Source organism: Nocardia sp. NPDC019323 (assembly GCF_044389845.1).
In the GTDB taxonomy this organism is placed as follows: Bacteria; Actinomycetota; Actinomycetes; order Mycobacteriales; family Mycobacteriaceae; genus Nocardia; species Nocardia implantans.
The window spans coordinates 76,447-82,710 of the sequence record NZ_JBIRYN010000015.1; the positions used below are offsets into that span (position 1 = coordinate 76,447).

The window sequence follows — 6,264 nt, forward strand, 5'->3', positions numbered from 1 at the left end:
CGCCCCGCGTCACCACTTCAGCATCGGCAGTGGTGACGCGGGGTGGCTGCGCAGCCGCCGGGCGGCGAGGGTCACGAGCCTGCGGTGGAAGCCGTGGTCGGGATAGCGTTTCGCCAGCTCGCGGTAGGTCCGGCGGGAGACGCCGAACCGGCCGAACAAACCGAGTTCGACGTCGATCGCGTCGGCGCGCCGGAAGATCTCGACCGGATCGTGCGGCCGGCCCGCCGGGCGGAGCTTGTGATGCTGGTCGATCATCGCCACCACCAGTGCGGTCAGGTCGTCGCGGTCGATGCTCGCCAGCCAGGCGCGCGCCTGATCGCAGGAGGGGGCGAGGTAGTCGAAGGTGCCCGCCGACCAGATGCCGATGTCGTGCAGAACGGCCGCGGTCAGGAATTCCTCGCGGGTGCTCGGCGGAGTTCGCCGGTCGTCGGCCATGAGGTCGCACAGCGCCAGGACGCGCAGCACGTGATTGGTGTAGGCGGCGCGGTCCGCCCCGAGCTGTTCGCGCCACGGCGCGAGCCGGGCCTCGACCTCATCGCGAAGATCGTTGCTGCTCATGGCGGTTCACCCTACGCGCAGACCACCGCGGCGGGCGGCGGCGACGCGCGGGCACGGCGCCGGACACACGAGAACACCCGGCGCGGGCGAAACTTTTGGCCGCGCCGGGTGTTCGGTTCGTGGATCAGCAGTTGCGCAGTTCCGGGCTCTGGTTGAGCAGCTGGGCCCTGGTGCCGATGAACGTGGTGTAGGTATCGCCGCCGACCGCGGAGAGCGGGAACGCGGCGACCCGGTGGCAGTTCTGGAAGGCGAGCTTCACGCCGAAGTGCCGTTCCAGTCCGCCGCGAATCGCGTCGGAAGCCATGGCGCGCAGCAGTTGTCCACGCGCCGTCTCGTCGGGCGGCGCGATCGTGTTGTCGGCGAATTCGGCCGTGCCGGAGCGCAGTTCACCGGCGACGCGGCTGACCACCTCCCAGGCGTATGGCAGCGAATTGCGCACGACCTCGACGAAGTCGGCGTCGTCGACCTCGCCGCGTTCGGCGCGTTCGAGTAGTGCGGTGGGGACATCAAGGGACATGGCGCTCTCCTCCAGTGCTGGACGTCGATGCGATGCCACTGAAGTCTAAACGAAAGTCGTTGTCAATAATGCTGGATTCGGCGTGAAAGAGCTTTTTCCAGTGCGGCTTTCGTGTCGGCGGCCAGGGTCGCGACCAATTCGCCCGCGGGTAGCTCCGGTGCCAGCTCGTGGGTTTGACCCGCCCAGAGGTTGACCTCGTCGGGGTTGCCCGCGGCCCGTGCTGCGGCGCGCAGCGGGGCGGTGGCGTAGTGGATCTCCGGGTATCCGGTCGGCGCTGTTGCGGTGTGGCGCACCAGGAATCGATTGCGCAACCCGCGTGCCCTGCGCCCGGTGAACGCGCGGGTGAGCATCGTCGGAGTGTCGGCGGTCAGCGCGGCGCGGTGCACCTGGCTGGTGCCCGCCTCAGGGCAGCGCAGGAACGCCGTGCCCAGTTGCGCGGCCGCGGCGCCCGCCGCCAGCGCGGCGGCGATGCCCGCGCCCGTCGCGAGGCCGCCGGAGGCCACCAGCGGCCGATCGGTGGCGGCGGCGAGCAATTGCAGCAGCGCCAGCAGGCCGAGCGGGTCGGTGGCGTCGTCGGCGCGACGATCCGTGAACGTCGCCCGGTGGCCGCCCGCCTCCGCACCCTGGGCGATGAGCACGTCGGCGCCCGCCTCGACTGCGATGCGCGCCTCGGCCACCGAGGTGACGGTGACCCAGACTTCGGAGCCGGCGGCGTGCAGCCGTCCGATGTCCGCTGGGCTCGGGCAGCCGAAGGTGAACGACACGGCTGCGACCGGATCGGCGACGAGCAGGTCGAGTTTGGCGTCCCAGTCGTCGGTGTCGAAGCGCGGATCGCCGAGGTCGTGTTCGGCGCCGAGTTCGTTCAAGTAGTCCGCGAGGTCGGCGGCCGGAGTCGGCGGTCCTGGCACGAAGAGGTTCACGCCGAACGGCTTGCCGGTGGCCGCGCGGGTCGCCGCGATCCGCGCCGCGGTGTCGGCGGCGCTGAGATATCCGGCGGCGAGCTGGGCGAAACCGCCCGCCTCGGTCACCGCGGCGGTCAGCTCGGGGGTGGAGGGGCCGCCCGCCATCGGGGCGAGCGCGATCGGAACGTCCAACTCGTCGATGATCACGGTCCGATTGTCGCGCATGCGCTCATTTGGACATGTGACCCAGGCCTCACCAGCGTTTTTCCGCCGGAAGGTTGCGGAATGGTCACGACGCGGTAGAGTTCCCGTCACAACGGATGCCAAACCGTTATTTGCCCGGCTTCATCGGAACGTTATCGAACCGGATCGGCTCGGGCCCCGGCATCCCGGACCCTGTTGTACGACCGAGGACTCAGCTTTGTCGCAGCACCGTGTAGGCCCCAGTTCCATTACCGTCCAGAGCCTCCTCGGCGACGGCGGCGAAACGGGCCGTCCGACGCGGCACCGCGCCGAACCGTCCGCCACCGAGCGAGTCAAGGCCGCCGCCACCGCCGCGGTCGCCGCAGGCGCCCTGATCGGCGCCGCCAGCCAGGTCGCTCCCGCGCTCGCCTACGCGTCGCCGCTGCTCCCCGGTTCGCACGATACCGACGAGGAAGCGCAGTCCGCGCCCGCCACGGTGAAGGGCACGAGCATCCTCCCGGTCGCCGAGGCGAAGGCCGCCGCCGAGCCGGTGGCGCTGCCCGCGCCGGAGCCCGCCGCGGTGGCGGGCCAGATCGCCGCCCCGGTCGCCGCGCCGTTCGGCATTCCCAATCTTCCTCCGGAACTCGCCGCCCCCCTGGCGCAGGCCGAGCAGGCCCTCAAAGGCGTGCAGCAGCAGGTCGCCCCGGCGCCCGCGGTGCGCCCGGTGGCCGGTGAGATCAGCTCCGGCTTCGGCAGCCGTTGGGGCGCCATGCATTACGGCCTCGACTTCGCCGACGCGCTGGGCGCGCCGATCCACTCGGTCAGCAACGGCACCGTCATCGAGGCCGGTCCCGCCTCCGGTTTCGGTCTGTGGGTGCGCGTGCTGCAGGACGACGGCACCACCGCGGTCTACGGCCACGTGAACGAGATGTTCGTGCACGCGGGCCAGCGGGTGAACGCGGGCGACGTGATCGCCACCGTGGGCAACCGGGGGCAGTCCACCGGTCCGCACCTGCACCTGGAGATCTGGGACCAGTCGGGCACCAAGATCGACCCGATGCCCTACCTCGCCGCCAAGGGCGTGCCCTTGGAGTGGGGCCCGTCCGCGCACTGATTCTCCTGTCCGGCTTGCTATTCCGATCAGCGCATGGTTGCGCGCCGCGTAGCCTCCCGCGTCCCGGTGACGTGGGAGGCGGTTCGCGCGCGGGTCTCGCGGAGCTGACCCATGGGCACCGGTCGGTCGCTAGGCTCGGGCCGTGATCGAGCTGGGCGACATCTTCGAGCCTGGGTCACCGCACGGCCGCGCGTACGCCGTGCTGGTGCACCATCCGCGGTCGAGTCTCGCCGATATCGCGCAGTACCTGGGCGTTTCGGAAGACCTGGCCGCGGAATCGCTGGATGTGTTGTGTGAACTGCACGCCGCGATCCGCATCGAGTCGCCCGAGGGCGAACCGCTGTGGGACGCGCACGCGCCGGAATCGCTGTCCGAAGCCGAGGCACGGCGAAGGCAGCAGGAGATCAACCAGATGCACGCTGCCGCAGCACGATTGAGCGAGACGTTCCGCTCGGTGCGCCGCTCGCCGCGCGGCAACGGCGCGGTGGTGCCGGTGTACGAGCGGCTGGAAATGCTGGCGGATTTCGAAGAGATGCAGACCGGCGCGCGCAGCTGCGTCAAGCTGGTCGAGCGCGGGCCCTATCTCAGCGATCCCGAACGCGAGCGCCAGCTGTTCGAACTCAAACGGACCAGGCTCGCCGAAGGCATCCGCTACCAGACCTTGTACCAGGACACCGTCTATCAGGACCCGGAGCGCCTGCGCCACGCGCTGTCCACCAACGCGGGCGGCGCGCAGGCCAGAACCCTGCCAGAGCCGCCGTTCAAACTGATCATCAGCGACGACGAACGGGCCAGCCTGGTGCTGCACGCCGACGACCGCAGGCCCGACCCGATGGGTTTGCGCATCACCGGATCGCCCACGCTCGAGTTGCTGATCAAGACCTTCGACGTGCTGTGGACGATGGCCGCGCCCATCTCGGTGAATCCGACCGCGGAGGCGCTGGACGAACGCGATCGCGCGATCCTGACCCTGATGGGACTCGGCGCTACCGACGACACCATCGCCCGGCGGCTCGGGATGTCCCGGCGCACGGTGGTCCGCCGGACCGCACGGCTGCTGGAGCGGCTCGGGGCGAGTACGAGATTCCAGGCGGGGGTGCAGGCCACGCGGCGCGGATGGCTGTGAGCAAGCTCACCGATCGGGGTGGTCCTGCAACACGACGGCGTCCGTACCGATATAACGGCAGGAATCAGGCAAGACACCGATTCCAGGGGGGCGGATGGTGTGCGACGAGAGGACAGCACACAACCAGGGGGCGCGGGGCCGTAGCGACGGCACCCGCGGCAATCCAATACAGCGCGCGGGTTCAGTGGTCAGCCCCTTATATGATTGCTCGGTCCGCGCTGGCCCCGGTTAACAAGCCCTGAGCAGGGTAGAGCCCGGGTCCTGGCTCGATGCGAGAGGTGAATGCACTCGAATGGAAACCGCCCGTCGCTCTGCTCGCAGTAGCCGTCGCCGCAGGTCGGGCAGTCCGCTCTTCGCGCAGCTGCTCACCGCCGCCGTCGAGTCCGCCGCCACCGAAGTCGCGATCCGGTTCAACCCGACGGGGGACCCGGCCGACGATCGCGAGCTCACCTACGCCGAACTGGACGCGGCGTCCTCGCGGCTGGCCAGGGAGCTGATCGAGCGCGGTGTCGGGCCCGGCGACGTGGTCGCCATCGGAATCTCGCGCAGCGTGGAGTCGGTGCTCGCCGTCTGGGCGATCGCCAAGACCGGCGCGGCCTACGTGCCGGTGGATCCGACCTACCCCACCGACCGCATCAACCACATCGTCGCCGACTCCGGCGCCACCGTGGGCCTGACCACCTCGGCGCACCGCCCCGTGCTCGGCACGGGCGTGTACTGGATCGAGCTGGATGACCCGGTGCAGGCCGCGCGCATCGCCGCGCGCCCGGAACATCCCATCTCCTACACCGACCGGGTGCGCCCGCTGGACGAGCGGCATCCGGCCTATGTCATCTACACCTCCGGGTCCACGGGCAAGCCGAAGGGCGTCGTGGTCACCCACAGCGGCCTGGCCGGGCTGGTCGCGGCGGAGCGCGAGCACTACGGCGTGACGGAGGACTCCCGCGTCCTGCACGTCTGCTCGCCGAACTTCGACGTCTCGGTGCTGGAACTGCTGCTGGCCTTCTCCTCCGGCGCGACGCTGGTGATCGCGCCGCCGACCGTGTTCGGCGGTTTCGAGCTGGCGGATCTGCTGCGCCGCGAGCACGTCACGCACATGCTCATCACGCCTGGCGCGCTGGAATCGGTGGACCCGGACGGGCTGGACGACCTGCAGGCCGTGGTCGTGGCCGGTGACAAGTTCGGCCCCGAGCTGGTCGGACGCTGGGCGGCCGAGCGCGAGTTCTACAACGGCTACGGCCCCACCGAGGCGACGATCCTGGCCACCAGCACGCCGCCGATGACGCCGGGCGAACCCATCACGATCGGCACGGCCATCCCGGGAGTCGGCGCGTTCGTGCTGGACTCGCGGTTGCGTCCGGTGCCGGCCGGGGTGGTCGGCGAGCTGTATCTGTCCGGTCCCGCGCTGGCGCAGGGCTACCTCAACCGTCCGGGCCTGACCGCGGAGCGATTCGTCGCCAGCCCGTTCGGCGCCGACAGCGGCAACCCGGGCGCGCGCCTGTATCGCACCGGCGACCTGGTACGACGCACCGAGACCGGGGGCAACGACGGCGGCGTCATCGAATATCTGGGCCGCTCGGACTTCCAGGTGAAGATCCGCGGTTTCCGCATCGAATTGGGCGAGATCGACAACGCCCTCACCAGCCATCCCGACATCGACTTCGCGGCCACCCTCGGCAAGACGCTGCCGTCGGGCGCGACCGCCCTGGTGGCCTACGTGCTGCCGCGACCCGGCGCCGACGTGGACACCGATGCGCTCGCGGAACACCTCGCCGAGTCGTTGCCCGCGTACATGATTCCGGCGTCGATCATGGTGTTGGATGAGATTCCGTTGACGCCGGTGGGGAAGTTGGATCGGGCGGCG

General features: G+C 70.2%; 6 protein-coding genes. 3 read left to right on the top strand and 3 right to left on the bottom strand.

The features are described from left to right. Positions 1–9 precede the first annotated feature (9 nt). The 3 genes from ACH49X_RS32745 to ACH49X_RS32755 form a co-directional block, all read right to left on the bottom strand. Positions 10–558, bottom strand: coding sequence for an HD domain-containing protein (locus ACH49X_RS32745; protein WP_357209119.1), 549 nt, complete (start codon positions 556–558; stop codon positions 10–12). A 124-nt stretch (positions 559–682) separates the two neighbouring features. After that, positions 683–1,075 carry an SCO5389 family protein gene (locus ACH49X_RS32750; protein WP_195083199.1) on the bottom strand — a complete coding sequence of 131 codons (393 nt, stop codon included), beginning with the start codon at positions 1,073–1,075 and terminating at the stop codon, positions 683–685. Between the two features lie 62 nt (positions 1,076–1,137). After that, positions 1,138–2,202, bottom strand: a complete 1,065-nt coding sequence (locus tag ACH49X_RS32755; RefSeq protein ID WP_195083198.1) for a nitronate monooxygenase — start codon at positions 2,200–2,202, stop codon at positions 1,138–1,140. Positions 2,203–2,398: 196 nt separating this feature from the next. Between ACH49X_RS32755 and ACH49X_RS32760 the strand changes: the two genes are divergently transcribed. The 3 genes from ACH49X_RS32760 to ACH49X_RS32770 all read left to right on the top strand — a co-directional run. Next, on the top strand, positions 2,399–3,274 hold the full coding sequence (locus ACH49X_RS32760; protein ID WP_195083197.1) for a M23 family metallopeptidase: 876 nt from the start codon (positions 2,399–2,401) through the stop codon (positions 3,272–3,274). 142 nt (positions 3,275–3,416) lie between these two features. Beyond that, positions 3,417–4,400 (top strand): LuxR C-terminal-related transcriptional regulator, encoded by a 984-nt coding sequence (locus ACH49X_RS32765; protein ID WP_195083196.1) that lies wholly within the window; start codon positions 3,417–3,419, stop codon positions 4,398–4,400. 292 nt (positions 4,401–4,692) lie between these two features. Next, positions 4,693–6,264 (top strand): amino acid adenylation domain-containing protein (locus tag ACH49X_RS32770; RefSeq protein WP_357111668.1); only part of this gene is annotated, 1,572 nt, incomplete at its 3' end.